This window comes from Amycolatopsis mongoliensis (assembly GCF_030285665.1).
Classification (GTDB): domain Bacteria; phylum Actinomycetota; class Actinomycetes; order Mycobacteriales; family Pseudonocardiaceae; genus Amycolatopsis; species Amycolatopsis mongoliensis.
In genome coordinates, this window is record NZ_CP127295.1 from 6751983 (window position 1) to 6777573 (window position 25591).

At 73.2% G+C, this 25591-nt stretch carries 25 protein-coding genes; 8 read left to right on the forward strand and 17 right to left on the reverse strand.

Annotated features, from left to right (window positions below; genetic code table 11):
• Positions 1-23: 23 nt before the first annotated feature.
• The 7 genes from QRX60_RS32390 to QRX60_RS32420 are packed head-to-tail and all read right to left on the reverse strand — an operon-like array spanning position 24 to position 6685.
• Complete coding sequence (locus QRX60_RS32390; RefSeq protein ID WP_285995228.1) at positions 24-986, reverse strand: NAD(P)H-dependent flavin oxidoreductase; 963 nt, start codon at positions 984-986, stop codon at positions 24-26.
• The gene (locus QRX60_RS32395; protein ID WP_285995229.1) at positions 983-2563 is read right to left on the reverse strand and encodes an AMP-binding protein; all 1581 of its coding nucleotides are present in this window, start codon (positions 2561-2563) and stop codon (positions 983-985) included. Before QRX60_RS32395 ends, QRX60_RS32390 begins: the two co-directional genes overlap by 4 nt.
• Positions 2560-3312, reverse strand: a complete 753-nt coding sequence (locus tag QRX60_RS32400) for an enoyl-CoA hydratase/isomerase family protein (protein ID WP_285995230.1) — start codon at positions 3310-3312, stop codon at positions 2560-2562. Before QRX60_RS32400 ends, QRX60_RS32395 begins: the two co-directional genes overlap by 4 nt.
• On the reverse strand, positions 3309-4499 hold the full coding sequence (locus QRX60_RS32405; RefSeq protein ID WP_285995231.1) for a CaiB/BaiF CoA transferase family protein: 1191 nt from the start codon (positions 4497-4499) through the stop codon (positions 3309-3311). Before QRX60_RS32405 ends, QRX60_RS32400 begins: the two co-directional genes overlap by 4 nt.
• The gene (locus tag QRX60_RS32410) at positions 4496-5215 is read right to left on the reverse strand and encodes an enoyl-CoA hydratase/isomerase family protein (protein ID WP_285995232.1); all 720 of its coding nucleotides are present in this window, start codon (positions 5213-5215) and stop codon (positions 4496-4498) included. Before QRX60_RS32410 ends, QRX60_RS32405 begins: the two co-directional genes overlap by 4 nt.
• The gene (locus QRX60_RS32415) at positions 5212-6141 is read right to left on the reverse strand and encodes a hydroxymethylglutaryl-CoA lyase (RefSeq protein ID WP_285995233.1); all 930 of its coding nucleotides are present in this window, start codon (positions 6139-6141) and stop codon (positions 5212-5214) included. Before QRX60_RS32415 ends, QRX60_RS32410 begins: the two co-directional genes overlap by 4 nt.
• A gap of 52 nt (positions 6142-6193) precedes the next feature.
• Positions 6194-6685: a MarR family winged helix-turn-helix transcriptional regulator gene (locus QRX60_RS32420; protein WP_285995234.1), complete on the reverse strand. Its 492-nt coding sequence runs from the start codon at positions 6683-6685 to the stop codon at positions 6194-6196.
• 100 nt (positions 6686-6785) lie between these two features.
• Between QRX60_RS32420 and QRX60_RS32425 the strand changes: the two genes are divergently transcribed.
• Positions 6786-8126 (forward strand): MFS transporter, encoded by a 1341-nt coding sequence (locus QRX60_RS32425; protein WP_285995235.1) that lies wholly within the window; start codon positions 6786-6788, stop codon positions 8124-8126.
• Here the strand turns inward: QRX60_RS32425 and QRX60_RS32430 are convergent.
• The gene (locus QRX60_RS32430; RefSeq protein WP_285995236.1) at positions 8123-9001 is read right to left on the reverse strand and encodes an RNA polymerase sigma-70 factor; all 879 of its coding nucleotides are present in this window, start codon (positions 8999-9001) and stop codon (positions 8123-8125) included. The genes QRX60_RS32425 and QRX60_RS32430 overlap by 4 nt on opposite strands.
• 143 nt (positions 9002-9144) lie before the next feature.
• Between QRX60_RS32430 and QRX60_RS32435 the strand changes: the two genes are divergently transcribed.
• Together QRX60_RS32435 and QRX60_RS32440 are read left to right on the forward strand one after the other, a co-directional pair.
• Positions 9145-9618, forward strand: coding sequence for a carboxymuconolactone decarboxylase family protein (locus QRX60_RS32435; protein ID WP_285995237.1), 474 nt, complete (start codon positions 9145-9147; stop codon positions 9616-9618).
• 57 nt (positions 9619-9675) lie between these two features.
• Positions 9676-10293 carry a class I SAM-dependent methyltransferase gene (locus QRX60_RS32440; RefSeq protein WP_285995238.1) on the forward strand — a complete coding sequence of 206 codons (618 nt, stop codon included), beginning with the start codon at positions 9676-9678 and terminating at the stop codon, positions 10291-10293.
• Here QRX60_RS32440 and QRX60_RS32445 read toward each other — a convergent pair.
• The gene (locus tag QRX60_RS32445; protein WP_285995239.1) at positions 10286-11026 is read right to left on the reverse strand and encodes an HAD family hydrolase; all 741 of its coding nucleotides are present in this window, start codon (positions 11024-11026) and stop codon (positions 10286-10288) included. The two genes, QRX60_RS32440 and QRX60_RS32445, sit on opposite strands and share 8 nt — an antisense overlap.
• Positions 11027-11105: 79 nt before the next feature.
• Between QRX60_RS32445 and QRX60_RS32450 the strand changes: the two genes are divergently transcribed.
• Positions 11106-11834 (forward strand): ATP-binding protein, encoded by a 729-nt coding sequence (locus tag QRX60_RS32450; protein WP_408630150.1) that lies wholly within the window; start codon positions 11106-11108, stop codon positions 11832-11834.
• A 115-nt stretch (positions 11835-11949) separates the two neighbouring features.
• On the opposite strand, the gene QRX60_RS32455 is transcribed toward QRX60_RS32450, so the two are convergent.
• From QRX60_RS32455 to QRX60_RS32480, 6 genes are all read right to left on the reverse strand, one after another.
• Positions 11950-12171 (reverse strand): DUF2188 domain-containing protein, encoded by a 222-nt coding sequence (locus tag QRX60_RS32455; protein ID WP_286003742.1) that lies wholly within the window; start codon positions 12169-12171, stop codon positions 11950-11952.
• 66 nt (positions 12172-12237) lie between these two features.
• The gene (gene couO / locus QRX60_RS32460) at positions 12238-13104 is read right to left on the reverse strand and encodes a 4-hydroxyphenyl-beta-ketoacyl-CoA hydrolase (protein ID WP_285995240.1); all 867 of its coding nucleotides are present in this window, start codon (positions 13102-13104) and stop codon (positions 12238-12240) included.
• A 13-nt stretch (positions 13105-13117) separates the two neighbouring features.
• Positions 13118-14011, reverse strand: coding sequence for a 3-hydroxyacyl-CoA dehydrogenase NAD-binding domain-containing protein (locus tag QRX60_RS32465; RefSeq protein ID WP_285995241.1), 894 nt, complete (start codon positions 14009-14011; stop codon positions 13118-13120).
• Entirely contained in the window at positions 14008-15924 is a 1917-nt protein-coding gene (locus tag QRX60_RS32470; protein ID WP_285995242.1) for an acetoacetate--CoA ligase, read from the reverse strand. Before QRX60_RS32470 ends, QRX60_RS32465 begins: the two co-directional genes overlap by 4 nt.
• Positions 15921-16697 carry a crotonase/enoyl-CoA hydratase family protein gene (locus QRX60_RS32475; RefSeq protein WP_285995243.1) on the reverse strand — a complete coding sequence of 259 codons (777 nt, stop codon included), beginning with the start codon at positions 16695-16697 and terminating at the stop codon, positions 15921-15923. Before QRX60_RS32475 ends, QRX60_RS32470 begins: the two co-directional genes overlap by 4 nt.
• Positions 16694-18259: an acyl-CoA synthetase gene (locus QRX60_RS32480; RefSeq protein ID WP_285995244.1), complete on the reverse strand. Its 1566-nt coding sequence runs from the start codon at positions 18257-18259 to the stop codon at positions 16694-16696. Before QRX60_RS32480 ends, QRX60_RS32475 begins: the two co-directional genes overlap by 4 nt.
• Before the next feature lie 304 nt (positions 18260-18563).
• Between QRX60_RS32480 and QRX60_RS32485 the strand changes: the two genes are divergently transcribed.
• Complete coding sequence (locus QRX60_RS32485; RefSeq protein WP_285995245.1) at positions 18564-18986, forward strand: STAS domain-containing protein; 423 nt, start codon at positions 18564-18566, stop codon at positions 18984-18986.
• Between the two features lie 280 nt (positions 18987-19266).
• Here QRX60_RS32485 and QRX60_RS32490 read toward each other — a convergent pair whose 3' ends face one another.
• The gene (locus QRX60_RS32490; protein WP_285995246.1) at positions 19267-20196 is read right to left on the reverse strand and encodes a sensor histidine kinase; all 930 of its coding nucleotides are present in this window, start codon (positions 20194-20196) and stop codon (positions 19267-19269) included.
• 118 nt (positions 20197-20314) lie between these two features.
• Positions 20315-21598, reverse strand: a complete 1284-nt coding sequence (locus QRX60_RS32495; protein WP_285995247.1) for a low temperature requirement protein A — start codon at positions 21596-21598, stop codon at positions 20315-20317.
• Positions 21599-22049: 451 nt separating this feature from the next.
• On the opposite strand from QRX60_RS32495, the gene QRX60_RS32500 reads away from it, so the two are divergent.
• The 3 genes from QRX60_RS32500 to QRX60_RS32510 are packed head-to-tail and all read left to right on the forward strand — an operon-like array spanning position 22050 to position 25584.
• Positions 22050-24689, forward strand: coding sequence for a sensor histidine kinase (locus QRX60_RS32500; protein WP_285995248.1), 2640 nt, complete (start codon positions 22050-22052; stop codon positions 24687-24689).
• Positions 24686-25195 (forward strand): roadblock/LC7 domain-containing protein, encoded by a 510-nt coding sequence (locus QRX60_RS32505; protein WP_285995249.1) that lies wholly within the window; start codon positions 24686-24688, stop codon positions 25193-25195. The genes QRX60_RS32500 and QRX60_RS32505 overlap by 4 nt, the downstream gene beginning before the upstream one ends.
• Positions 25192-25584, forward strand: coding sequence for a DUF742 domain-containing protein (locus QRX60_RS32510; protein WP_285995250.1), 393 nt, complete (start codon positions 25192-25194; stop codon positions 25582-25584). The genes QRX60_RS32505 and QRX60_RS32510 overlap by 4 nt, the downstream gene beginning before the upstream one ends.
• Positions 25585-25591: the final 7 nt, after the last annotated feature.

The window sequence follows — 25591 nt, forward strand, 5'->3', positions numbered from 1 at the left end:
CGTCCCCGCGCGACCGGGGCCGGTCAGTCCCCGGTGACGGGCGGGAGGCCGGCGCGGGCTTCCCGGTACTCCCGCACGATCCGCGCCACGATCCGGGCCGCCGGGAGCACCTCGTCGACCAGGCCGGCGGACTGGCCGGCCTCGACCTTGCCCTGCGCGACGTCACCGTGGAGGGCGGCGTCGCGCAGTGTCGAAGCCTGAAAAGTCTTGCGTCGTAGGGATTCCTCCGCGCCGGAAGCCTCCAGGGCCAGCATCCGCGCGGTGAAGTCGTTGTCCAAGGCCCGGATGACGCCCAAGCCCCGGCCGACGGTCCGCGTGCCGTCGACCCCGGCCGAGAGCACCGCCTGCTTGTACGCGGCGTGCACGGAAGCCTCGGTGCTGGCCAGGAACCGCGTGCCGAACTGGGCGGCACCGGCGCCGAGGGCGAGCATCGCCGCCAGGCCGAAACCGTCCGCGACGCCGCCCGACGCGATCAAGGGCAGGGGAACCGCCCGCGCCACCGCCCGCACCAGCACCGCCGTCGCGACCATCGCGGGCGGCGGGTGCCCGCCGGCTTCGGCGCCGACGACGACCAGCCCGTCCACGCCGGCCGAAGCCGCCTTCACGGCGTGATCGACCCCGGCCACCACGTGCAGGCAGCGCGTCCCCACGTCGTGGAAGCGGGCCAGGTACCGCCGCGGGCCGCCCTGGGAGGCGATCAGGACCGGGGGACGGTGGCGCAGGACCAGGTCGATCACCTCGTCGACTTCGGCGCGGTACAGAGGGAGGTTCACCGCCCACGGTCGGTCGGTGCCCGCTGCCGTTTCCGCCAGCACGCGGGAAAGGTCGGGCAGCCGCATCGGGCCCGCCGCCACCACGCCGAGGCCGCCCGCGTTGGAGACGGCGAGCGGCAGCGCCGAACTCGACGACGCCCACGACATCCCGGCCTGCACGACCGGCAGGTCGATGCCCAGCAACCGGGTCACCGGAGTGGCGATGCGCGTCACGCCTCCTCCAGCAGGGAACGCGCGTGCGCGGCCAGCCGGTTCTTCTGCACCTTCGAGCTGGCCGTCATGCCGATGCCCTCGAAGCCGTCGACGATCCGCAGGTGCCGCGGCACCTTGAACCCCGCCATCCGCGTCCGCGCCCAGCCCAGCAGCTCGGCCTCGGTGACGTCCGGCGAAGTCAGCACGACGAACGCGAACGGCACCTCGACCAGCCGGGCGTCCGGGACGCCGACGACCGCCGCCTGCCGGACCAGCGGGTGCCGGTGCAGCGTGTCCTCGATGTCCGCCGGCGCGACGTTCTCGCCGCCGACGCGGATGATGTCCTTCGTCCGGCCGGTGAAGTGGAACCGCCCGGACTCGTCGAGCAGGCCGACGTCCCCGGTGGACAGCCAGCCCTCGGCGTCGATCGTCTCGGCCGTCTTCACCGGGTCGTCGAGGTAACCGGCCATCACGTTCCAGCCGCGCACCAGCACCGCGCCCGGCTCGCCGGGCCCGCAGTCGCGGTCGGCGTCGAGCGCGCGGATCCGCACCTCGACCCCCGGCTGCACGGCCATCGCGCCGGAGGCGCGGATGTCCGAAGGCTCCCACCACGCCGACTGCGCGACGTTCGGCGACGCCTCGGAAAGCCCATACCCCGCAACGCATTCGTGCGCACCCAGCTCGTCGATGACCCGCCGGATCACGGTCGGCGACGCCGCCACCCACGCGCCGCGCAGGACCAGCCGGCGCTGCGTGCGTGCAGGCTGGTTCAGCAGCAACAGCGCGATGGTGTCGTTGCCGGAGAAGTGCGTGCAGCGCTCGGCTTCCAGGAGCCGCAGGGCTTCTTCCGGTTCGAACTTCGGCATGGTCACCAGCGTGGTGGCGTGCTGGGCCGACGCGAGCACCGACAGCGTGCTGCCGGCGACGTGGAAGAACGGCCGCGCCGAGTGGAACCGGTCGCCCGGGCGCAGGCCCATCCGCGCGCCGGAGAAGAACGCGTCCGCGCACATGCTGCGATGGGTGAGCAGGACACCTTTCGGCCGGGACGTCGTCCCGGAGGTGTACTGCACGAGCAGGACGTCGTCCGGCGACCCGGCCGGCGCGGGAGGCTCCGAAGAACCGGAAAGGAACTCGTCCCACGAAGACGCGAACGGCGGAACGTCGTCGCCGAGCACGACGACCTTCTCCAAGGCGGGAAGGGACTCGATCCCGATTTCCCGCAGCATCCGGGCGAAGTCCACGTTGAGCACCCGGGAAGCGACGAACAGCGTCCGCACGCGGGCGTGTTCCAGCGTGTAGCGCACTTCGTCGGCGGTGAACCGCGTGTTGACCGGCACCGCGACGGCGCCCGCCGCCCCGATCGCGTGGAACAAGGCGGCCCAGTCCGGTCCGTTGCCGAGGCAGATCCCGACGCGGTCGCCGCGGCCGACGCCGGCGGCGGCCAGCCCGGCCCGGATCCGCGCGACCCGGTCGGCCAGCTCGCCGTAGGTGACCCGCTCGTCGGCCGTGACGACGGCTTCGACGTCCGGCGCGAGCAGGGCCGCGCGGGCGAGGACCTCGTGGGTGGTCAGCGGGCAGGCGGTGCGCAGGTCGGTCATCGCGGTTCTCCGTTCCCGGCGGTGAAGCGGGCGACGCCGTCGCGCCAGCCGCCGTCGGCGAGGCACTGTTCGATGGCGGCCAGCTCGATCCGGATCCCGCGGTCGAGGTCGGTCTCCGAGCCGAGGTCGACCGCGCGCTTGGTGAGCGCGATGGCCAGCGGCGGCGCCTTGGCGATGCTCGCGGCCGTCTCGTCGCCGGCCGCGAGCAGCTCGCCCGCCGGCACGACGCGGGTGACGACACCCAGGTCGGCGGCCTCTTCGGCGTCGAGCGCGCGGTTGGTGAACAGCAGCTCCTTGGCCCGGCGCTTGCCGATGGCGCGCTGCAGGCGCTGGGTCGCGCCGACGGTACCCCAGTGCGGCTCGGGGAACCGGAAGACGGTGCCTTCGGCGGCCAGCGCGAAGTCGGCGGCGAGGGTGATCTCCCCGCCCGAGCCGACGACGGCGCCCTGCGCCAGGGCGACGACCGGCACCCGGCACTGCTCGATGGCCGAGTACGCGGCGAAGGAGGCGACGCGGCGGCGTCGCACCCACGCGGCGTCCTTGCCGGTCCGTTCCTTGAGGTCGGCGCCCGCGCAGAACACCGGCCCGCGCCCGCTCAGCAGCACGACCCGGACGTCGTCGTCCAGCGACTCGAACGCTTCCCGCAGCTGGTGGCACATCGGCAGGTCCAGGGCGTTGCGGGCCTCGGGGCGCGCGAGCTCGACGCGCGCGATCCCGTCGGTCACCTCGACAACCACGCGTTCGGTCATCGGATCACCCCGTCGGTCCGCAGGTCGTCGATTTCGGCAGCGGCGAGCCCCAGCTCCGCCAGGACGTCGTCGGTGTCGGCGCCGAGCAGCGGTGGCACGCCCGGCACCGGGGCCTCTCCCGCAGTCTCGCGCAACGGCGTCCGCAGCGCCGGGAACGTCCCCTCCGACGGGTGGGTGAACTCGCCGACGACCCCGCGCGCGACGGCGTGGGGATCGGCGAGAGCCTCCCGCACCGAGCGGACCGCACCGACCGGGACGTCGGCCGCGCGCAGCTCCTTCACGAGCGGGTCGCGGTCGTGCTGCGCGATCGCGCCGCGCAGCGCCTTCATCACCCGCGCGCGCTGCTCGACGCGGCCGGAGTTCCCCCGCAGCGCGGGATCCGCGGCCAGGTCATCGAGGCCGAGGACCGTACACAGTGGACCCCAGTGCTGGTCGCTGCCGCTGATGTGCAGCCAGGCGCCGTCGCCGGCCTGGAACGCCGCCGACGGGACCCGGCCGGGGTGCTCGGTGCCGGTCCGCACCGGGTCCTCGCCGAGCGCGAAGAGCCGCGCCGCGTTGAGCGCGTGCAGGCTCAGCTGGACGTCCATCATGGACACGTCGAGGTGGCGGCCCCGCCCCGACGCCGCGCGCCCGGCCAGCCCGGACAGCACCGCGATGACCACCCAGAGCCCGGACGTCAGGTCCGCCACCGGGATCCCGGTCTTCGACGGCGGCCCGTCCGGCTCGCCGGTCATCGCCATCACACCGGACAGCGCCTGGAACACGGTGTCGTAGCCCTTGCGGTCGCGGTCCGGGCCGGTCTGCCCGAACCCGGTCGCGGACACGTAAACCAGCCCGGGGTTCCCGGCGGCGAGGTCCGCGTACCCGAGCCCGAGGCGGTCCAGCGTGCCGGGCAGGAAGTTCTCGACGAAGACGTCGGCGTGCTCGGCGAGTTTTCGGGCGAGGGCTTGGCCGCGCGGGTCCTTCAGGTCGAGCGTCACGGATTTCTTGCCCCGGTTGAAGGCGAAGAAGTACGCGCTCTCGCCGTGGGGGAGCCGGGGTTCGAAGCCGCGGGTCTCGTCCCCGGATCCCGGACGCTCGACCTTGATCACAGTCGCGCCCAGTTCGGCGAGCACCTGCGTCGCCAGGGGAGCGGCGAGGACGCGGGAGAAGTCCAGCACGGTGACCCCGGAGAGCGGCCCGGTCATGCGCGGAACCCCCGCATCAGCGCGTTGACGTCCTGCCCGGCGCGCATCGCGGCGTCCGTCGGCAGGTCGGCCACGCGGTAGAACAGGTTCTTCGCGGCGGCGATGGCCCGCGGCTCGACTTTCGCCCAGTGCTCGGCGATCTCCAGCGCGGCCGGCAGCACCTCGTCCGGCGAGACGACGCGGTTGACCAGGCCGTGTTCGAAGGCTTCGGCGGCGGTCAGCAGCCGTCCGGTGCTGACCAGTTCGAACGCGAGCTTGCGGCCGAGGTGCTGGACGAGCCCGGTCATCACCAGCGCCGGGACGATCGAGTGCTTGAGCTCGGGGTAGCCGAACTTGAGGTCGGTGCCGGCGACGACCATGTCCGCGCCGATCGCCAGCCCGGCGCCACCGCCGACGGCGGCACCGCGCACGGCCGCCACCACCGGGACGCGCAGCTCCCGCGCCTGGACCTGCAATTTCGCGGTGAGCGCGGCGCGCTCGAGGACGGCGTCGGCGCGCTCAGGCGTCAGAGACGAGAACTCGCCGAGGTCGGCCCCGGCGCAGAAGCCGCGGCCGGCGCCGGTGAGCACGACCGCGCGGACGTCCCGATCGGCCTCGGCGGCGGCGAACGCTTCGCTGAGCGAGCGGGTCAGCGCCGTGTCGAGGGCGTTGAGCTTCTCGGGCCGGTTCAGAGTCAGGACGCGGACGGGGCCGCGGTCCTCGACGATGACGGTCACGGGTTCTCCTGGTTCGGGGTCGGGGTGAAGCCGGCGCGGGCCACCATGCTGTGCAGGGGCCGGCCGAGGGCTTCTTCGCAGGCGGCCGAGGCCTTCGCGAGGAGGCCGAGGTCGAGGCCGGTGTCGACGCCCATCGCGTCGAACAGGCTGACCAGGTCTTCGGTGCAGACGTTGCCGGTCAGCCCGGCGCCGTACCGGATGGCCGACGGGTGGCCGCCGACGCCGCCCATCGCGGTGTCGAAGTTCCGGCAGCCGGCCTCGAGGGCCGCGACGGCGTTGGCGATGCCGGTGCCGCGGGTGTTGTGGAAGTGCGCGACCACGGGCACCGCGGTGGTCAGCCGCGCGAAGAGCGCGCGGACCGAGGGTGGGGTCGCGACGCCGGTGGTGTCGCCCAGCGTGACCAGGTCGGCGCCGAGGTCGGCGAAGCGGGCGACGTCCTCGGCGACGCGGCCGGGGTCGACGGCGCCTTCGAACGGGCAGCCGAACGCCACCGAGACCACCCCGACCAGCTTGAACCGGCCGCCGGCCAGCCGGACCATCTCCTCGACGCGCTCCCACTGCCCGGCTCTGGACGTGCGGAGGTTGCGCTCGGTGTGGCTTTCGCTGGCCGAGACCAGCAGGCTCAGCTCGTCGGCGCCGTGGCCGGCGTCGAGGTCGGCCAGGGCGCGCCGCACCGCGCGCGGGTTCGGGCAGGTCGCCTTGACCGCGACGCCGGGACGGCGCCGGATCTTCGTCAGGACCTCGGAGGCGTCCGAGAACCCCGGCACCCGCTCGGGGTGGCTGTAGCTGGTCGCCTCGATCCGCCGGAACCCCGCGTCCGCGAAGGAGTCCAGCAGCGCGACCTTCGTCGCGGTCGGCACGAACTCCGGCTCGTGCTGCAGCCCGTCGCGGGCGAAGCACTCGCAGATCGTGACGGCGTCGGGCATCGGGCCACCTCCTGTTCGGTGGCTCCAGAACTACGCCGGCCTGTTGATAAAGTCAACAGTCGAGGTCGCCGGCGTGGGTGCGCTCACGTTCCTCGACGGCCAGCGCCAGGTCGGCGAGCTTGTCCAGCGCACCGCTCAGGGTCGCCGCCTCTTCGGGGGTCAGTGCGGCGAGGAACTCCGCGTCGCGCTCGTTCGCCGCGGCGATCAGGCCGCGGTAGACGCGGGTGCCCTCGGTGGTGAGGGCGAGCTGGGAGGTGCGGCCCGAGCCGGCTGTCCGGTCCACCAGCCCGCGCTCGGTCAGGCGGCTGACCACCCGGCTCATCTGCGCTTTGTCCAGCCCGGCCCGGCGAGCGAGGCGGTTGAGCGTCAGGGTGGGGTCGGCGGCGATGAGCGAGATCGCCCGCCATTCGCCGAGGCTGACGTCGAACTCCCGCCGGTAGCGCAGCGCGGCGCTGCGCGACATCGCCGACGACGTGCGGGAGAGCCGGTAGGAGAGGAGTCCGGAGATGGGCACCAGGTCTCGGCCGTCCGCGCGTTCCGCCATGGCGGTCATCGTAGCCGTTGCCGATCCGGTGTTGACAAACACAACACCGGATGCCGAGACTGGCGCCGCACGCCCCGCCTGACGAAGGAGTCGAGTAGCCGTGGCCGAACACCCCGCCGTCACCGGACGGCCCCCAGCGGTCGGCGGTGCCGACCGCGCGTCCACCTACCGGACCATTGCCCTGCGGGTCATGCCGCTGCTCGTGGTCTGCTACGTCGTCAGCTTCATCGACCGGACGAACATCGGCATCGCGCAGCAGGGGCTCAAGCGCGACCTCGGCTTCGGCTCGGCGGTCTACGGGCTCGGCGTCACGCTGTTCTTCGTCGGGTTCATCCTCTTCGAAGTCCCCAGCAACGCCCTGCTGGCGCGCATCGGTGCCCGCAAGACGCTGGTCCGGATCATGGCCACCTGGGGCGTGGTCACGGTCGTGACGTTGTTCGTGCAGGACGAAACCACGTTCTACATCGCCCGGTTCCTGCTCGGCGTCGCCGAAGCGGGCTTCTTCCCCGGGGCGCTCTACCTGCTGTCGCGGTGGTTCCCCTCCGCGCGCCGGACGCGGATGACCGCAGTGTTCTTCGTCGGCGTTCCGGTGTCGGGCGTGCTCGGGTCGCTCGTCTCCGGCTGGATCATGCACGCGCTCGGCGGCGTCGCCGGCCTGGCCGACTGGCAGTGGCTGTTCCTCATCGAGGGCATCCCGCCGATCCTGCTGGCCGTGCTGGTGGCGTTCTTCCTCGTCGACGAGCCGGAGCAGGCGAAGTGGCTCAGCCCGGCGCAGAAGGCTTTGGTCCGGGCCGACCTGGAGGCCGAGCGGCTGTCGAAGGAGGAGCCTTCGGATCGGCACGGCGGCATGCTTTCGGCGTTGCGCGACCCGAAGGTCTGGATCCTCGGGCTGTGCGCGTGCGGGGCCTACACGCTGGCCAACGCCGTCTCGTACTGGACGCCGCGGATCATCGCCGAGGCCGGCGTGGGCGACGTGCTGAACCTCGGGTTCTTCTCGGCGATCCCGCCGCTGCTCGGCATCGTCGTGATGCTGGTGGTCGGCCGCCACTCCGACCGCACGCTGGAGCGCCGGTGGCACGCGGCGGTGAGCTGGCTGGTGGCGGCCGCGGCGATGCTGGCGCTGGCGTTCTCCGGTGGCAGCGTGCCGGTGGTGGTCGTCCTGCTGGCGGTGATGGCGGCGGCCCACTATTCGGGCCTGACGGTGTTCTATTCGATCCCGTCGATCTACCTGAGCGACCGCGCGGCGGCGACGGGGATCGCGGTGGTGACGTCGATGGGCTCGTTCGCAGCGGCGGCATCGCCGTCCTTGCTGGGGTTCATCCAGGAGTCGACCGGCAGCCTGTCGCTGGGGCTGGTGATCAGTGCGGGGATCGTGCTGGTCGCCGTGGCCGTGCTGCTGGTCGGCGTGAAAGCGGGGGACCTCAAGGAGAAGCACCACTAGCGCCGCAGCGTCGTCTCCTCCTCCAGCCGCGACAGCTTCTCGGGGTTGCGCACCGCGTACAGCCCCGTGACGAGCCCGTCGTCGATGCGCACCGCCAGCACCGTGTCGACCTCGCCGTCGCGGCGCAGGAGCAGCGCCGGGTAGCCGTTGACCTGCGCCGCCGCCAGCGTCCCGTCGGCGAAGTTGCCCAGGCCGGCCGCCAGCAGGCGAGCCACGTCGGCGGCCCCCGTGACCGGCTCCAGCACCGCCTGCACCACCCCGCCGCCGTCGCCCAGGAACACGACGTCCGGGGCGAGGATGTCCAGCAGGTGCCGCAGGTCGCCGGTCTCGACGGCGTGCTGGAACGCTTCCAGCGCGTCCCGGGAGGTGGCGGGGGAGACGTCGCCCCGCGGCCGGCGCGCCGCCACGTGGGAGCGGGCCCGGTGGGCGATCTGGCGGACCGCGGCCGGGCTCTTGCCGACGGCTTCGGCGATCTCGTCGTAGCCCACGTCGAACACCTCGCGCAGCACGAACACCGCGCGCTCGGCCGGTGTCAGCGTCTCCAGCACCAGCAGCATCGCCATCGAGACGCTGTCGGCCAGCTCGACGTCCTCGGCGACGTCGGGCGCGGTCAGCAGCGGCTCGGGCAGCCACGGGCCGACGTAGGACTCCTTGCGCCGGCCCAGGGTCCGCAGCCGCATCAGTGCCAGGCGCGTGGTGATCCGGACCAGGTACGCGCGCTCGTCGCGCACGGCGGCGAGGTCCACACCCACCCAGCGCAGCCAGGTCTCCTGCAGGACGTCTTCGGCGTCGGCGGCCGAGCCGAGCATCTGGTAGGCGACGGTGAACAGCAGGTTCCGGTGCGCGAGGAACGCCTCGGTGGCGGGGTCGGCCATGGTGGCTCCTCTTTCGGTCTCGCGGAGTTTCCCACCGGATGCCGGCCGCGCCCGCGGTGTGACCGTGACCGTCGTCACTGTCACGGGGCCGGGGTGGGGCGGCATCTCGTGGTCGTCCGGTTCACGACCCCGAATGAGGAATCATGGAACCCCGGTTCAGCCTGACCGACAACGAGATCGGTGCCAAGTTCGCCAAGCGGTTCGGCACCGCGAGCCTCGCGATCATCCAGTCGCCGCTGCCGAAAGTCACCCAGGAGCTGGTGTCGTTGCGCGTCAGCCAGATCAACGGCTGCGGCTGGTGCGTCGACATCCACACCCAGGAGCTCGCGGCCGCCGGGGAGACCGCGGTGCGGATCAACCTCGTCGCCGCCTGGCGCGAAGCGACGGTGTTCGGCGAGGCCGAGCAGGCCGCGCTGGCGCTGGCCGAGGAGGGCACCCGGATCGCCGACGCCCACCCCGGCGTCTCCGACGACACCTGGGACCGCGTGCGCGAGCACTACGACGACGACCAGACCGCCGCGCTGGTCGCCCTCGTGGCCCAGATGAACTCGGCCAACCGGCTCGCGGTGATCCTGCACCAGAAGGGCGGCTCGTACCAGCCCGGCATGCTCGGCTGACGCACGAACGGGCCCGACAGCGCGCGCTGCCGGGCCCGTTCGTGCTTCGCTGGGGGCATGACCAAGGCGGAGCGGTGGAACCGGTACTGGGACCGCAAGTCGGCGACCTACGACGCGGAGATGGGTGTCTGGGACCGCCGCCTCTTCGGCGACTCGCGGGAATGGGCCTGCGAGCAGGCGGCCGGTGAGGTGCTGGAAGTCGCCGTCGGGACCGGGCTCAACCTCGCCTGGTACCCCGCGGAGGTGACGCTCACCGGGCTCGACCTGAGCTCCGGGATGCTCGAGCTCGCGCGGTCACGAGCCCGCGACCTCGGCCGGGCGGTCACCCTGCGGCAGGGCAGCGCACACGAGCTGCCGTTCGCCGAGGCGTCGTTCGACACGGTGCTGTGCACGTTCGGCCTCTGCGCGATCCCGGACCCCGCGGCGGCGGTGGGCGAGATGAGCCGGGTCCTGCGTCCCGGCGGCCGGCTGATCCTGGTCGACCACGTGGCTGCGTCGTCGTGGCCGGTGCGGGCGATGCAGTGGCTGGTGGAGCTGGCCAGCGTTCCGCTGGCGGGCGAGCACTTCCGGCGTCGTCCGCTGAAGCTGGTGGAGGCGCTCGGGCTGCCGATCGACCGGCGGGAGCGGTTCAAGCTGGGGCTGGTCGAGCGGCTGGTGGCCCGCAAGGTCAGCTGAACAGCTCGGCCAGCGGGCTCTTCTCCAGGTCGGCGAGCAGGGCCGCGACGTCGTCGTACGTCGTGATGGCGCCCGCCTCTTCCAGCTCCGCCGCGCCGACCCCGCCCGACAGGACGCCGATCGTGCGCACACCGGCCTTCGTGGCGGCTCGCACGTCCCAGACCGCGTCGCCGACGAAGATCGTGTCCTCCGGGGCCGTGCCCGCCTTCTCCAGCGCCACCAGCACCGGCTCGGGGTCCGGCTTGGTCTCCTCCACGTCGGCGCCGGCGACGATGTCCCGCACGACGTCGTCCACGCCGAGGACGCGGCGGAGCTCGTCCAGCTCGTCGGGACCCGCCGACGTCGCCAAGACCACCCGCACACCCTTCGCGGCCAGCGTCCGGATCAGCTCCGGGGCGTGGTCGAACGGCCGCAGCAGCTCGGCCGTCTCCCGGTAGAAGCGGCTGTGCAGCTCCTTGACCTCGTCGCCGACGCGCTCGGCGTCGTCGGCACCCAGCAGGGTGCTCAGCAGCTTGCCGGACCCCTTGCCGAGCGCGCGGTGCACGCGCCAGGAGTCGACGGGCCGGGCCAGCTCGTGGAACGCCCGGCGCCAGGCGTGGACGTGGAGGTAGTTGGAGTCGACGAGCGTGCCGTCGACGTCGAACAGGACCGCGGTGGCGATGGTGGTTCCCCTCTTCGTGCCGGGTGAGTCGATGCCGGGTACCCGGGCGGCTGCGGGCGTACACCTGAGCACGGTCGATGCCCGGCACCGGGTTTGAGCGGTCGTGCATCGGCTACCCGGACGGTTCGGCCGGTCACCGGCCGGCGAGGAGGTGATCACCGTGCTCGCCCGGCACAGCTCGGTGCGGGTGGTCCCCCGCCACGGCTCCCCGTCGACGACGGCGGTCGTCGACGGCGTGCTCGACCGGACCACCCGGCCGCTCCTGAGAGACGGCCTGCTCGCGCTCGCGGCGGAGTCGGCCGACGGCCTGCTCGCCGACATCGAGAACCTCGAAATCCGCGATCCGGCGCTGATCGGCGTGTTCGCGCTGGTCGCCCTGCGGGTCGCCGAATGGCCGGCGGTGCCGTTCGCGCTCGTCACCGGGCGGGACGACCAGCGGGCGATGCTGGCCGGCCAGAGCGTGCCGGTGTACCCGGACGCCGGCACGGCGGAAGCCGCGCTGAAGCGCCCGGACCGCCGGCGGGCCGGGCGGATGGCGGCCCGGACGTCGGCGCGGGCCCGCGGGTTCGTCCGCGGGGTCTGCGACCGGTGGCGGGTGCCCGAACTGGCCGAGGACGCGGAGCTGATCGCGACCGAGTTCGTCGAAAACGTGTTGCGGCACACGGACTCGGTGCCGCGGCTGGGACTCGTGCTGCGCCGGGGGACGCTGACCGTCGAGGTGGCCGACGAAAGTGCGCGCCCCGCGGTGGTCCGCGAAGGGCTGGACCCGACCGAGACCGGACTCGGCCTGCGGATGGTCGCCAAGGTCGCGAAGACGTGGGGGAGCAGCCGGCGCCGGTCCGGCGGCAAGACCGTGTGGGCCGTGCTGCGCCGGGGCTGAGGTCCGCGTCACGTCGGGGAACACCGGCTTTTCCCCTGCGTTGTAAGGGATACAGGCTCCCGCCTCCGCTCGCAGGTCCACCCCCGGCCTTCGCCGGGCGGAGGCGGGTCTTCGTCTACTGTGGACGTTTGACCCGCGGCCGGAAGTCGCGCTCGGTCTCGACGTCGCCCTCCGGGGTGTGGACCACGTGCGCGACGCGCCGCTTCTTCGCGATCAGCCGCCCGGCGAGCACGGCGTCGGTCCGGCGCGGAGAGGTGTTGGACGCCCGGCTCCCGCCCTCGACGCGGTTCTTCCACAGCCCGTCTTCGAAGTAGGTGTGCACGTCACCCTCGGCCACGACGTCCGCCTCCGTCCGCAGAAGTGCCAGCACCGGCGGGTGCCCGGGGACGGACCGGACAAACGTTCAGCCCAGGCCGAGCACCCGGACGGCGTTGTCCTTGAGGATCAGCGGCCGCACCTCGTCCTTGATGTCCAGGGCGGCGAAGTCGGCGAGCCAGCGGTCCGGGGTGATCACCGGGAAGTCCGAGCCGAACAGCACCTTGCGCTTGAGCAGCGAGTTCGCCGCGTGGACCAGCTGCGGCGGGAAGTACTTCGGCGACCAGCCGGAGAGGTCGATGTACACGTTCGCCTTGTGCGTCGCGACCGAGATCGCCTCGTCCTGCCACGGCACCGAAGGGTGCGCCAGGATGATCGTCAGCCCCGGGAAGTCCGCGGCGACGTCGTCGAGCAGCATCGGGTTCGAGTAGCGCAGCTTGATGCCGTGCCCGCCCGGCAGCCCGGCGCCGATCCCCGTCTGCCCGGTGTGGAACAGCGCCGGCACGCCCAGCTCCTGGATGGCCTCGTACAGGGAGTAGTACCGGACGTCGTTCGGCTCGAACGCCTGCAGGCTCGGGTGGAACTTGAAGCCGCGGACGCCGTGCTCGGCGACCAGCGTCCGCGCGCGGCGCACAGCGGCCTTGCCGGCGTGCGGGTCGACCGAACCGAACGGGATGAGCACGTCGGCGTGCTCGGCGGCCGCGTCGGCGATCTCTTCGCTCGAGAGTGCGGGGTGCCCGGTCGCGGCCGGTGCCTCGACCGTGAAGACGACCGCGGCCATGTTCCGCGCCCGGTAGTGCTCGGCGATCGAGGTCACCGTCGGGGTGCGGTCCTGGTCGGCGCGGAAGTACTTCGCCGACGCGTCCAGGAGTTCCTGGTCGAGGGCGAAGCAGCCGTGCCCGTCCTGCTCGACGTGGGTGTGGACGTCGATGGCGGTCAGTGCGGAAAGGTCCACGGGGGCTCCAGGTTCAGGGCAGGTCGGGCTGCGCGGCCTTGGCGGCCAGCAGGCGGTGCAGGACGGCGTCGCGGGCGGCGACGAGGGCATCGTCGCCGGTGCCGGCCCGTTCGGCGTCCACCCCGGCGACGAGCGTGTCGACCAGCTCCGGGGTCAGGTGGACGCGGCCGAGGTCGCGCCACCACTCTTCGGTCGGCGGGCCGAGGTGGGCCAGGACGTGCGCGAGCCCGCCCGCGCCGCCGGAGAGGTGCTGGTTGAGGAACGGGCCGAGCACCGCCCACCGCAGCCCGGGCCCGTACGCGATCGCCGTGTCGATGTCGGCGACCGTCGCGACCCCGCGTTCGACCAGCGAGTACGCCTCCTGCCACAGCGCGGCCTGCAGCCGGTTCGCGATGTGGCCGGGGACTTCCCGGGCCAGCCGGATCGGCCGCTTGCCGACCGAGGTGTAGAACTCCACCGCTCGGTCGACGACCTCGGGCGCGGTGTCGCGGCCGGGCACGACCTCGACGAGCGGGATCAGGTGCGGCGGGTTGAACGGGTGCCCGATGACGAGCCGCTCGGGATGGCGCGGGCAGCCACGCGCGATGACGCTGGGCAGCAGTCCGGACGAGCTGCTCGCCAGGATCACGTCCGGCCGCGCGGCCTCGTCGAGGACGGCGAACAACGCGTGCTTGACGTCCTCGCGCTCAGGACCGTTCTCCTGGACGAAGTCCGCGGCGGCGGCCGCTTCGCCGGCGTCGGCGGCGAAGCGCAGCCGATCCGTCGACGCGCCTTCGAGAGCGCTCCGCAACCGTTCTTCGGCGCCGGGGGCCGGATCCGTGGCGACGACGTCGAGGCCGTGGGCGAGGAAAAGGGCCGCCCAGCTCGCGCCGATCACGCCGGTGCCGACGACCGCGACGGTGCTCATGCGAGCGTCCCGAAGTGGTCCAGGGCGGTGGGATCGGCCAGCACGTCCCGGCCGACGACGTCTTCGGCCCGGGCGCCGAGCAGGAGTTTCTTCACGGGCAGCTCCAGCTTCTTCCCGGTGCGGTTGCGGGGGATCACCGGGACGGCGGTGATCGTGTCCGGCACGTGCCGCGGCGACAGGGCGCTCTTCAACGCCGTCGCGATCTTCTCGCGCAGCGGTGCGTCCAAGACGCCGTCCCGGAGGACGACGAACAGCCGGAGGTCGCCGTTGCCGCCGGCGGGGTCCTCGAGGTGCACGACGAGGGCGTCCTCGACCTCCGGCAGCTCCTCGACGACGGCGTAGAACTCCGCGGTGCCGAGCCGGACGCCGCCGCGGTTGAGGGTCGCGTCCGAGCGCCCGGCGATGACGCAGCTGCCCTCGGGGGAGAACCGGATCCAGTCGCCGTGCCGCCAGACGCCGGGATAGGCCGAGAAATACGTCTCCCGGTAGCGCGAACCCGTGGCGTCGCCCCAGAACCCGACCGGCATCGACGGCATCGGCGCGGTGATGACGAGCTCGCCCAGCTCGCCGACGACCTCGGTGCCGTGCTCGTCGAACGCCTTCGCGTCGACCCCGAGACACGGCCCGGAGATCTCGCCGGCGACGACGGGCTGCAGCGGGCCGCCCTGGACGATCCCGCTGCAGACGTCGGTGCCACCGCTGCCGACGTTGAGCAGTACGCCGGGCCCGAAGACGTCCCGCACCCAGTGGTAGCCCTCGGCCGGCAGCGGGCTGCCCGCCGCGCCGATCTGCCGGAGCGCGGTCAGGTCGAACTCGGACGCCGGCTCGAGGCCCGCCTTCCGGCACGCCATCAGGAAGCCCGGGCTCGCGCCCATCAGCGTCGCGCGCGTTTCGGCGGCCAGCCGCCACTGCCACGCCAGGTCCGGGTGCAGCGGGTTGCCGTCGACCAGCACGATCGATGCGCCGGTGAGCAGCCCCGACACCAGCGCGTTCCACATCATCCAGGCGGTGGTGGAGAACCAGAGCAGCCGGTCGCCGGGGTGCAGGTCCCAGCTCAGGCCGTGGTTCTTCAGGTGCTCCAGCAGGATCCCGCCGTGGCCGTGCACGATCGCCTTCGGCTTGCCGGTGGTGCCGGAGGAGAACAGCACGCACAGCGGGTGCGCGAAGCCGACCGGTTCGAACCCGGGCGCGCTCTCGGTGAGCAGGTCGCTCCAGGCGAGCGTGTCCGGGAGGTCGTGGTCGCCGTAGGGCACGTGGACGACGTGCTCGACGGTGGGCAGGCCGGCCCGGATCCCGGCGACCTCGGCGTGGCGGTCGACGTCCTTGGCGCCGTAGCGGTAGCCGGCCACCGTCAGCATCACCCGCGGTTCGATCTGGCCGAACCGGTCGACCACCGAGCGGGCGCCGAACTCGGGCGCGCAGGACGCCCAGACCGCGCCCAGGCTCGCGGTGGCCAGGTAGGCGACCACGGTTTCGGGGATGTTCGGCAGGTACGCCACGACACGGTCGCCGCGCCCGACGCCGAGCCGGGCCAGGCCCGCGCGGGCCCGGGCGACCTGGTCGCGCAGCTCGCCCCACGTCAGCTCCGTGCGTTCGCGGGTCTGGGAGTACGCGATGACGGCGACGTCGTCCGCGGGACCGCCGAGGGCATGCTCGGCGTAGTTGAGGGTCGCGCCGGGGAACCACTCGGTGCCGGGCATCCGCGGGTCCGGCACGACCGCGCGGGCGGGGGAGTGGAACCGGACGCCGAAGAAGTCCTTGACCGACGACCAGAAGCCGTCGAGGTCGGTCACCGACCAGCGGTGCAGCGCGGCGTAGTCGTCGAACGCGTGGCCGCGGGCGGCCAGCCACGCCAGGTACCGGCCGATCTCGGTGGTTTCGCGGACGTCGGGTGCGACCGGGCGCAGGATCATCGGCCGACCTTCCCGGCGCGCTTGTCCAGGAACGCCTGCATCCGTTCCTTGGCCTCGGCGCTGCCGCTCGCGACGGCGGCCATCAGCGACTCCATCAGGTAGCCCTCGGCCGGATTCGCCTCGGCGATCCGGGGGAGCGCCTGCAGGACGGCGAAGTTCGTGATCGGGGAGTTCTCGGCGATCTTGCGGGCCAGGCCGAGCGCGTGCTCGAAGCCGTTGTCGGCGCGGTAGTGCGACAGCCCGGCGGCGTGGCCCTCGTCGGCGTCGAGCACGCGGCCGGTGAGCATCATGTCGGCCATCCGGTGCACGCCGATCAGCCGCGGCACGCGCACCGATGCGCCGCCGCCGACGAACAGGCCGCGCTGGCCCTCCGGCAGCGCGTAGAACGCCGAGGACTCGGCGACGCGGATGTGCGCGGCCGCCGCGAGCTCCAGGCCGCCGCCGACGACCGCGCCCCGGAGCACGGCGACGACCGGGACGCGCCCGCGTTCGAGCCGCTCGAAGGCGCGGTGCCACATCATCGAGTGCTCCAGTCCTTCGAACGCGTCGCGCTCGGTGAGCTCGGAAAGGTCGAGCCCGGCGGAGAAGTGCTCGCCCACGGCGTCGAGCACGACGGCCTTGATCCCGCGCGGCGGGGCGCCGAAGAACGTTTCGAGGCCGAGCACGGTGGCGTCGTCGAGGGCGTTGCGCTTCTCGGGGCGCGCCAGCCGCAGCACGGCGACGTCGCCGAGCAGTTCCAGGCGCAGCGAAGGGGGCAGGAGCGGGATCGTCATGCGGGTCCGTTCGGGAAGGATTCGGCGGCTCGCGCGCGCAGCTCGACGCGGCGGATCTTGCCGGTGGCGTTGACCGGCAGGGCTTCGATGAACTGCACGTACTTCGGCAGCTTGTAGCGGGCGAGGTGCTGCTCGAGGTGGGCGCGGAAAGCGGCTTCGTCGAGCCGGGCGCCGGCCCGGCGGACGACGAAGGCGGCGCCGACCTCGCCCCAGCGCTCGTCGGCCACGCCCACCACGGCGCAGGCGTCGACCTCGTCGAGGCGGACCGCGACCGCCTCGATTTCGGCGGGGTAGACGTTCTCGCCACCGGAAATGATCATGTCCTTGACGCGGTCGACGACGTGGGCCCAGCCGTCGTCGTCGACGCGGACGACGTCGCCGGTGCGGAACCAGTCGCCCTCGACGAAGCTCGCCTTCGACTCTTCGGGCCGGTTCCAGTAGCCGCCGAACACGTGCGGGCCGCGCACCAGCAGCTCCGCGGGCGTCTCGCCGAGCGGCTCGGGAGCCAGGTCGGGGCCCAGCCCGGCCACGTCGGTGAAGAAGTGCGGCACGCCCGCGGCGACGGGGTGGTCGAGTGTGCCCTCGTGGGTGGCCATCGAGACGCCCGGCGAGGCTTCGGTCATGCCGTAGCCCTGGAGGAGCTGCACGCCGCGGTCGAGCCACGCGCGGGCGACGCGCTCGGCGACCGGCGAGCCGCCGTAGAGCACGCACGTGAGCGAGCTCAGGTCCGTGCGGTCCCAGGCCTCGTGGCGGCACAGCATCTCCAGCATCGTGGGGACCGCGGAGAAGCTCGTGATCCCGGCCTCGCCGATCCGGCCGAGGATCGCGCCCGGGTCGAACTTCGCCACCGGTTCCACGCTGCCGCCCTTGAACAGCGTCGGCAGCGTGATCTGGCCCAGCCCGACGCAGTGGAACAGCGGCGCGATGCACAGCGCCTTGTCGGTGCCCAGGACGTCGAGGTGGGCGAGCTGGTTGACGGTGTTCCAGGTGAGGTTCCCGTGGGTGAGGACCGCGGCTTTCGGGCGGCCGGTGGTGCCGGAGGTGTAGAGCAGCAGGCACGGGTCCTCGAGCCGTACTTCGGCGGGCGGCGGGTCGCCCGCGGCGGCGACCTCGGCCTCGAAGTCCAGCCCGCCCGCCGGGCACGACGCCGGGTCCGTCGCGACGACGTGCCGGAGCGTCTCCGGCAGCGGCCCGGTCAGCAGGTCGTCGGTGTCCGGGCTGTGCACCAGCACCGCAGCGCCGCTGTCTTCGAGCATGTAGCGGATTTCGGTGGGGGAGAGCCGGTAGTTGAGCGGCACGAAGAGCGCGCCGAGTCGGGCGGTGGCGAAGAGCGTCTCGAAGACGGTGACGTCGTTGACGCCGAGGTAGGCCACGCGGTCGCCCGGGCGCACGCCGAGCCGGGCGAGCGCGCCGGCCAGCCGTTCGACGCGGTCGGCGAGCCCGGCGTAGGTGCGCGTGCGGCCGGGCTGGACGAGCGCGGTGCGGCCGGGGGAGATCCGGGCCCGGCGCGCGGGCCAGCTGCCGAGGCCGAAGTCGGCCGGGCCGTGCGGCGATCGGGTCACGCCGGGCACCTCCGTGCGCTATATCAGGAACCCTGAGACGTCGTCGAGCATGACCGTCACCCGCACGGGCTGTCAAGGGGGAGGGCCCCGAGCGCCGGTTTTTGGTACGGACGCCGGGAAGACGCGCTTTCGGAGGACAGTGGCGGAGTGGGATTTCGGCCGTTGGCGGGGTTGCGCCGTTTGGATCAAGTATTAGGCTGCGAGGGTGCGGTTCAGGAGCAGCCGCCCTCCCCCGACTTGCCGGCGTTCGAGCGGGCAGTGGACACCGCTCGGCACGCCATCCGCGACTGAAGGCGTACAGAACATGTTGGTCGTGCAACACCCCGCGACGGCGATCCCGATGGCCCCGCCGCCTCCCCTCATGCACCGAAGCGCGTTCGAGATCAAGGTGATCCGGCCGTACTTCGGCGCGGTCATGGTCCGGATCCGCGGCGCGCTCGAGGAAGACAGCGCCGTCGAGCTGGCCTCGGTCCTCAGCACGTGGGCGCACCGGAAGTTCCCGGTCCTGGTGCTCGACCTGTCCGAGGTCGACTTCCTGGACTCGGCCGGGCTGTCCGTGCTCGCCGACATCCACGTGCGGACGGTCCGCGAGAGCACCACCCTCCGGATCGTCACCGGCGACAACCGCGTCGTGCGCCGGGCGCTGGCCGGCAGCGGCCTCGACCACGCACTGAACGTGTGCCGGCTGCCGTCGGGCTGGGAACGGGCGACCGAGATCCCGAACTGAGCCGGTCGCGGGCATCGCCGGCCTCGCCCGGGCCGGCGATTCGTGGTGCCCGGAAATCGTGGGACCCTGATGGGATGGGGGAGCCCGACAGCGCGGACACCGATCCGGCGACGCGCGTGGAGGTACTGCCGACCGTCCTCACCGCCGTGCCCTAGCCGGCTCGCGAACGTTTGCGCACCCGGGACGCCGGGTTCCGGACGGTCGGGTGGCCGGCTTTCGCGCGACCAGGCCGGAGATCACCGCAGGATCTCTCGGTCGAGCCGGCCTGCGCCCAGCCGGCTCAGGCGCGGAAGTACGCGCGGAACGTCGTGCCGTGGTCGCCGGTGTGCAGGCGGACCAGGTCGGCGAGGTAGTTGACCAGCAGCAGCCCGCGGCCCCGGGGCTGCTCCGGCGTCGCGGGGCGGCGGCCGGCCAGAGGGTCGGCCAGCTTGCCGCCGTCGTGGACCTCGCAGACGAACTCGCCGTCTTCGCTCCACAGCCGGACGGTGCCGGTCCCCGCGCCGTGCTCCACGCAGTTGGAGAGCAGCTCGGTGACGACCACCTCGACGTCGGCGACCTGGTCGGCGCTCAGCCCGGTGCCGTCCGCGCGGACGTGGACCAGCGCCCGGGCCGCGGCGAGGTTCGTGGTGTCCGGCAGTTCGGCGATCCGGTCCGCCGCGGGACGGTCCGGCAGCGGCCGGTTGTACCGGGCGAGGACGTCTTCCGGGGCGTACGCCGGGCTGGGGCGACGGCCGGCGCCGTCGATCAGGACGGGGTGCGTGGCCTCGGCGTCGGCGAGCACGGCCGCGTCGAGGCGCGAAACGTCGTACGGGCACAGGATCGTCATGCCCCGGCCGGTGAAGGCCAGGTTGATGAGCGCTTCGTGCTGCACGCACGCGGGGTACTCGACGTCCGAGCGCTCCGCCCAGATCGGTTCGCCGATGATCCGCACCGGGCCGTCCGGGTGGCTGTCGGCGAAGGCCCGCAGCACGCGCGGGATGATCCGCCCCGGGTTGCGGCCGGCGTCGGTCATGTCCAGCAGGCGGACCCGGGCGGCGTCCGAGCCGAGCTCCCGGCGCAGCAGTTCGAGGTTCCGCCCCGGCACGGCGACGGCGACCGGCTCGCCGGCGGCGAGCCCGCTCCGCACGAAGGGCACGGTCCCGGCCAGGTACTCGGCGTCGTCGCGGTAGAACAGGGCGGGGTGCACGAAGGGATCCGCGGGGGCGCTCAAATCGTCTCCTCCAGGGCCGAGGACCCCTCCAGTATGCGCGAACCGCGTCACCGGTTCGGCGGAACCCCGTCAGGTGAGCCGCCTCATCAGCTCTTGCGGCCGGGCGAACGGCCGCTCGTCAGCTTCCGGTCGTCCTCTCGCCGGCGGCCCGGTGCCGCTGCTCCTGGATCCCGCGCAGGAACGCCACCGGGTCGTCGCCCATGCGGTCGAGCGCGCGGTGGCGGATGCCCGCCGCCCCGAGCGTGCTGCCCACCGCCCACACCGCGATCACCACGACCACCGCGGGAGCCGGCAGGACCCGGGCCAGGAACGCGAGGCACACCGTGGCCGCCAGGGCCGCGATCCGGGCCAGGCCGGCGTACCACCGCGGGCGGCCGGGCACCGCGAAGACGCGGGTGCCGGCCAGGTACGTCGTCAGGCCCGTCGTCGTGAACCACGCCGCCGCCTGGGGCGGGGACTCGTGCAGCGACAGGTTCACCCCGGCCGCGACGAGCAGCAGCGCGAAGGCCGGGAAGAGGTGGCCGACCGCGTACAGCGAATACGCGAGCGCGGGGTTGCCGCCGGAGAGGTCGAGCATGCGCTCGTAGATCCGCGCCGCCGAGGAGAAGTAGAGCCACCACAGCGCGCCCGCCATCACCAGGCCGGCGACCAGGGACGCCCAGTAGGCGACGTCGTCGGCCGGGCGCTCCAGCGCGGCCGTGCCGACCGTGATCACCAGTTCGCCGAGCAGCAGGATCATGAACAGCCCGAAGCGCTCGGCGAGGTGGGCGGAGTCGACCGCCAGGTTCGGGTCGCTGGGCGGCTTCAGCAGCAGCCGCCACCGCTCCGCCCGCGAGGGCCGCTGCCGGGACTCGCCGCGGCGCCGTCCGCGGCGCTCGCCGAGCAGCAGGAACCCCGCCTCCTGCAGCAGCGCGAACGCCCACACCGCCCAGGTGTACGGGAGGACCGCCGAAACGCCGAACAGGACCGCCGAAACCGTGTAGCCCCAGCTGATCCGGCTCTGGTCGAGGCCGGGGCGGGCCGGCCAGCGGTGCGCGGCCGCGAGGATCAGGCGGACCCCGGCCATCGCCGCCGCGAAGATCGCCGGGTGCCCTTCGAAGACGTGGTGCGCCTGCGTCGCGGCGATCCCGCAGGGGATGGTGCCGGCGAGCACGAACAGCCGGTCGGCGGCGCGGCTGTCGTCGCCGCGGCGGTTGTAGAGGACCGCGAAGCCGATCCACGTCCACCACAGCGTCGCGAACAGGCCGAGCGCGGCGGCGGCGCGCGCCCAGTGCGGGTCCGTGACCATGCCGTGCGCGACTTGGCCGACCGCGAACACGAAGACCAGGTCGAAGTACAGCTCGACCCACCCGACCCGCTTGCCGTGGGCCGGGCCGCCGGTCTCATCGTCCACATCGGTCACGGCGGCGATTCTGCCGCGTCCTCCGCCGGGCCGCCCACCCAGGCGGCGCGGGAATTAATAACAAACCATTCGAATAATGGCCGACTTCGCCACGAATTCGCCCCGGCCGCCGCTGTGGGTAAATTTGCCGCCAGTGTGGCAAGGGCCCGTTGTTTACCTGATGTCAGGGCCTGGAGCTGGGCGAACAGTGCTTGTACGATGTACAAGCAGCGACCGACGGGGCACTATGCGTGAACTGTCGGAGTGCGGTCGAAGGAATTCATTCCCCCCGTTCCGAAACGCCGGTCCTTAGGGTTGACAAGGATGCCGGGCGTGATGTTCTCTGCTGGTCGGTTCGATCACCGCCACGGCTTCCCCAGACCCCGGGAGAGAGGCGATCGGCCCTGGGGCCATCTTCCTGTCCGAGTTCGACGTCAGCCGTCCGCGCGGCTGGGAATCGAGCGGTTCCGCCATGCACGAAAGCAGATCCACGCCCCGCCTGCCGGCGGACTCAGCGTGGTGGCCGGCGCACTGGAGCGTCCGCACCAAGATCAGCGTCGTCCTGCTGCTGCCGGTCCTGGTCGCCGTGGCGCTCGCGGAGATCCGGATCCAGGGCGAGCTCGACCGGGCGACCGCGCTCAGCGCGGCGCGCGACCGGCTGCCGGTGCTGCGGGACACGGTCGACCTGACCGCGTCGCTGGGCGAGGAGATGGTCGCGGCGGTGGCGGTCCCGGCGGGCGCGCCGGACACGCTGACCGCCGCCGTCGACGCGAAGGTGGCCGCCATCCAGCGCGACAGCGGCTTCTCGCCGCTGCCCGCGGACACCGGCCGGGCGGTGAACACCGCGCTGGGCAAGCTCGCCGGCATCCGCGCCGCCGGCGCCGGCGGCGGCGACGTCCGCACGAAGGCCGCCGGGTACAACGACATCATCACCACGCTCGGCGACCTGGTGCCCGCGCTCGTCCCGGCCGACGCCGGCACCGAAGCGGCTGCCGGCGCGGAAACCGCCCGCCTGCTCGTGCACCTGCGGGCCGAGCTGGCCACCGAGGGAACCTACGCGCGGGCGGCCCAGACCAGTCCGGACGACGCTTCGCTGCGCCCGGCCGTCGTGCAGACCGCCGCCGAGCAGGAGGTGCTCGGCGAGCAGGCCGAGCACCAGCTCTCGGGCGACCTGCTGAACCGGTTGAAGGCCGCGACGAGCTCCGCCGAAGGCCGGCTCGACGCCCTGCAGAACCCCGGTAACAGCGGTGGCGCGGCGCTCGCCTCGTTCGTCCCCTCGATCACCGCCGAGACCACCGGGGTGACCGGTGTGCTGAACGACGTCGCCACGAAGCTGGCCGGCGACGTCTCGGCCGCGGCCGACCGCGCCCGGTCGGACTCGCTGCGCGACACGGCACTGGTCCTCGGCGCGCTGCTCGGCGCGCTCGCGATCGCCCTGCTGGTCGTGCGGTCGCTCGTCACGCCGGTGCGCCGGCTGCGCGCGGCCGCCCTGCGCGCGGCGAACGAACAGCTCCCGGAGACCGTCCGGCAGGTCCGCGAAGGCCACGACATCGACTGGCGCGCGGTGCCCGACTCCGGGATCAAGACCGAGGAGGAGATCGGGCAGCTGGCCCACGCCTTCGACGACATGCACCGCCAGGCGGTCCGGCTCGCCGTCGAGCAGGCCGAGCTGCGCAAGCAGGTCAGCGAGATGTTCATGACGCTCTCGCGGCGGAGCCAGTCCCTCGTCGAGCAGCAGCTGTCGATCATCGAGGACCTCGAGGCCGGCGAGCAGAACCCGCGCCGGCTCGACGAGCTGTTCCGGATCGACCACATCGCGACCCGGCTGCGCCGCAACGGTGAGAACCTGCACGTCCTGGCGGGCGGCCGCCCGGTCCGGCACGGCCGGGAACCGGTTCCCACGCGCGACCTGCTGCGCGCCGCGACGTCGGAGGTCAAGGACTACCGGCGGGTGGCGATGGGCAACGCGCCGCGCAGCTCGGTGCAGCCCGAAGCGGCCGCGGACGTGGTGCACATCCTCGCCGAGCTGCTGGAGAACGCGACGCGGTTCTCCCCGCCGGAGCACAAGGTCGCGCTGACGGCCGACCGCGGCGCCGACGGCGGGCTGCTCATCGAGGTCGTCGACCAGGGCCTCGGGATGACCCCGGCGGAGCTGACGGCGGTGAACGACCGCCTCGCCGCGGCGGGGACCGTCGGCCCGGAGACGACCCGCCGGATGGGGCTGTTCGTGGTCGGCCGGCTCGCCGCGCTGCACGGCGTCACGGTGCGGCTGCGCGCGACGGGGACGGGAGCACGGCACGCGGGGGTGACCGCGAGCGTGCACGTCCCGGGCGCGCTGGTGATCGCCGACCTGGCCCGCCCGATCGGCGCCGGCCGGCTCGCGACGGCCGGGACCGGCCGCAACGGCCACACCCGGCCGCCGGTGGTGCCGGAGCAGGCGTCGACGCCGATCTTCGAGCAGGTCGTGACGAGCTGGTTCACCGAGCCGGTCGCGAAGCCGCTGCCCCGGCGGGACGTGCCGGTGGAGTGGCCGCCTCCGGCGACGAACGGCCGGGCCACCAGATCCGAGGCGCCGGCAGACCCGGTGGGCTGGCCGCCCGCGGCCGACGAGTCCGCGGTCGCGGCCGATCGAGCCGGGCAGAACGGGACCACCGCGGCGCACCGGGCCCCCTTGGCCGACCCGGCCGAATCCACCTCGCAACCGGCCTCCCCGGCCGAAGCCGCGGCCTCGTCCGGCGCGGAGCCCGCGCCGACCACCGCCGACTGGCCCACTTCGGCCGAAACGCCCGCGGCCCGGCCCGAAAAGACCGCCGCGCCGGTCGGGGAGTGGGACACGCCGGCCGACCGCACGCGCCAAGCCGCCGAAAGCGCTCTCAAGCCGTCGATCGCGCAGCGGCTCACCGACGCGGGGCTGCCGACCCGGCGGCCCGGGGCCCAGCTCGCCCCCGGCGCGGTCGTCCCGCGCGTGCGCGAGCAGACCGGCGGGGCGTTCCGCGACGCCGCCGCCGTCCGCACCAGCCTCTCCCGGCACTACCAGGGGATGCGCGCGGCCCGGCGGGAGACCGCGGCCCGCGCCGAAGAATCCGGAAAGGACGAAGTGGATCCGCGATGACGGAACTTCCCGACGTGCAGCCTCGGCGCTCCGGCGCCGAACCGGCGGCCCGCTCTCTCAGCGGGACCTTGGCCTTCCCCTCTTCCGCCGCGCCGCCCGAGCGGACGGCGACGCTGAACTGGCTGGTCAACGGATTCGTCCAGGACGTCTCGGGGGTCGCGCACGCCGTGCTGGTCTCCGCTGACGGCCTCCTCGTGGCCGCCGACGAGACCCTGCCGCGCGAGCGCGCCGACCAGCTGGCGGCCATCGCGGCCGGGCTGTCCAGCCTGTCCCTGGGCACCGCGGAGCTGTTCACCGCCGGGCGGGTGGTGCAGTCGGTGATCGAGATGGAGCAGGGGTTCCTGCTGCTGATGAGCGTGGGCGACGGCTCGAACCTGGTCGTCCTCGCCTCGACCGGCTGCGACATCGGGCTGGTCGGCTACGAGATGACGATGCTGGTCGAGCGAGTGGGGCAGAAGGTCGACGTGCCCGCACGCGAGATACCGGTGGCCCAGGACCACCGGTGATCGACGAGCCGCCGCCCGGGCCGTACGGGGAGGAGCCACGGCGCAGCGCGTCGCTGGCTCGCCCGTACGCCTGGACGGAGGGCCGGACGGCGCCGACGGTCGAGATCGCCGTCGAAGCGCTCGTCGAGACCACGGCGGCGGGCCGGGCCGAGGCGGCCTACCTCACGTCGAGCGCGCTGGCGCAGGTCACCGAGATCTGCGTCCGGCCGCGGTCGCTGATGGAGATCGCCGCGCTGCTGGCGCTGCCGCTCGGCGTGGTCCGCGTGCTCGTGTCGGACCTGATGCAGGACAACCTGGTGATCGTCCGCGACACGCTGTCGGACACGTCCACCTGGGACGAGCGCCACGACCTGATGGAACGCGTGCTGCACGGCCTGCGCGACCTGTAGCCCCGGG